The sequence below is a fragment of the Microcystis sp. LEGE 08355 genome, from assembly GCF_015207185.1.
Lineage (GTDB): Bacteria > Cyanobacteriota > Cyanobacteriia > Cyanobacteriales > Microcystaceae > Microcystis > Microcystis panniformis.
Genome location: NZ_JADEXI010000752.1, coordinates 1 through 1,929, shown reverse-complemented (window position 1 = coordinate 1,929; position 1,929 = coordinate 1). Strand labels below are relative to the sequence as shown.

Annotated in this window: 1 protein-coding gene; it reads left to right on the top strand. The window is 49.1% G+C overall.

The features are described 5' to 3' along the window. Positions 1-201 precede the first annotated feature (201 nt). Positions 202-1,887: a dihydroxy-acid dehydratase gene (gene ilvD, locus IQ242_RS23680; protein WP_002734426.1), complete on the top strand. Its 1,686-nt coding sequence runs from the start codon at positions 202-204 to the stop codon at positions 1,885-1,887. Positions 1,888-1,929 lie beyond the last annotated feature (42 nt).

Genomic DNA, 1,929 nt, shown 5'->3' with positions numbered 1-1,929 from the left:
TTAAAGGGAGTAGGCAATCATCGGGATAACTGTTACAGGATTTCCAGCTTTTTTCAAATGCAGTTTTATATTTTCTTTAGACATGGGCTGTCCTAAAACCTGCTCAGAGCGGCCAAAAGTCAGAAAATAGAAATAAAGGTGCGATTGGAGAACTCGAGCAGCGATCGCACACATCAGCCGCCATTGGAGAAAGATAAAGTTATGGCAGATAACTACAGAAGTCGCATTGTTACCCAAGGTACCCAACGCAGTCCGAATCGGGCCATGTTAAGAGCGGTAGGTTTTGGCGATGAGGACTTTAGCAAACCAATCATCGGCATCGCTAACGGATTTAGCACCATTACCCCCTGTAACATGGGAATTAATGATTTAGCAATGCGTGCCGAAGCAGCCACCAGATTAGCGGGGGGAATGCCGCAACTTTTCGGGACTATCACCATTAGTGACGGGATTTCCATGGGAACAGAAGGGATGAAATATTCTCTCGTTTCTAGGGAAGTAATCGCCGATTCCATTGAAACCGTCTGTAATGGTCAAAGTCTCGATGGAGTCCTCGCTATCGGGGGTTGTGACAAAAATATGCCGGGGGCAATGATTGCCATGGCCCGGATGAATATTCCCGCTATTTTCGTCTATGGTGGCACGATTAAACCAGGGCGCTACAAAGATTGCGATTTAACCGTGGTCAGTTCCTTTGAAGCCGTGGGACAGTACAGCGCCGGTAAAATCAGTGAAGAAGACCTCATCGGAATCGAACGCAACGCTTGCCCCGGTGCTGGTTCCTGTGGTGGGATGTTTACTGCTAATACCATGTCTTCCATTTTTGAAGCCATGGGGATGAGTTTACCCTATTCCTCAACCATGGCCGCCGAAGATGAGGAAAAAGCCGATAGTACCGAAGAATCGGCCAAGGTTTTGGTCGAGGCGGTTAGAAAACAGATTCTACCTAGCCAAATTTTGACCCGTAAAGCCTTTGAAAACGCCATTTCGGTAATTATGGCGGTGGGAGGTTCCACTAACGCTGTGCTGCACCTTTTAGCCATTTCCCGCACCATCGGGGTAGAATTATCGATCGATGATTTTGAAACTATCCGGCAGCGTGTACCGGTTATCTGCGATCTTAAACCCTCCGGGCGTTACGTTACCGTGGATCTGCATAAAGCGGGTGGTATTCCCCAAGTGATGAAAATTCTCCTGGTTAATGGTTTACTACACGGGGATGCTCTCACCATTAGCGGTCAGACTATCGCCGAGATTTTAGCCGATATTCCCGACCAACCGCCCTCAGGCCAAGATGTTATCCGTCCTTTTAGCAATCCTGTCTATAAAGAGGGTCATTTAGCCATTTTAAAAGGAAATCTGGCCACAGAGGGGGCCGTGGCCAAAATTAGCGGGGTGAAAACTCCAGTCATCACCGGACCTGCGCGGGTGTTTGAGTCGGAAGAAACCTGTTTAGAGGCAATTTTAGCCGGAAAAATTCAAGCTGGGGATGTGGTGGTTGTCCGTTACGAGGGACCAGTAGGTGGACCGGGTATGCGGGAAATGTTGGCCCCCACTTCGGCAATTATCGGCGCCGGTTTAGGGGATTCCGTGGGATTAATTACCGATGGTCGTTTTTCCGGGGGAACCTACGGCATGGTGGTCGGTCACGTCGCTCCAGAAGCGGCGGTGGGTGGTACAATTGCTCTGGTCGAGGAAGGGGATCAAATCACTATTGATGCTCGTCAGCGTCTCTTGCAGTTAAATGTATCGGAGGAAGAATTAACCCGTCGTCGTCACCATTGGCAACCGCGGCCCCCACGCTATAAAACGGGAATTCTCGGCAAATTCGCCAAGTTAGTCTCCTCTAGCAGTCTCGGCGCTTTAACGGATCTGAATCTGTTCTAAAAGTATAACTAGGGTTTGCGGCAAAAAGCTTTTCCTAGGGGC

Bases quoted from the DNA above. Each gene is read 5' to 3' on its own strand.
- ilvD (WP_002734426.1), top strand. From the start codon at position 202: ATGGCAGATAACTACAGAAGTCGCATTGTTACCCAAGGTACCCAACGC.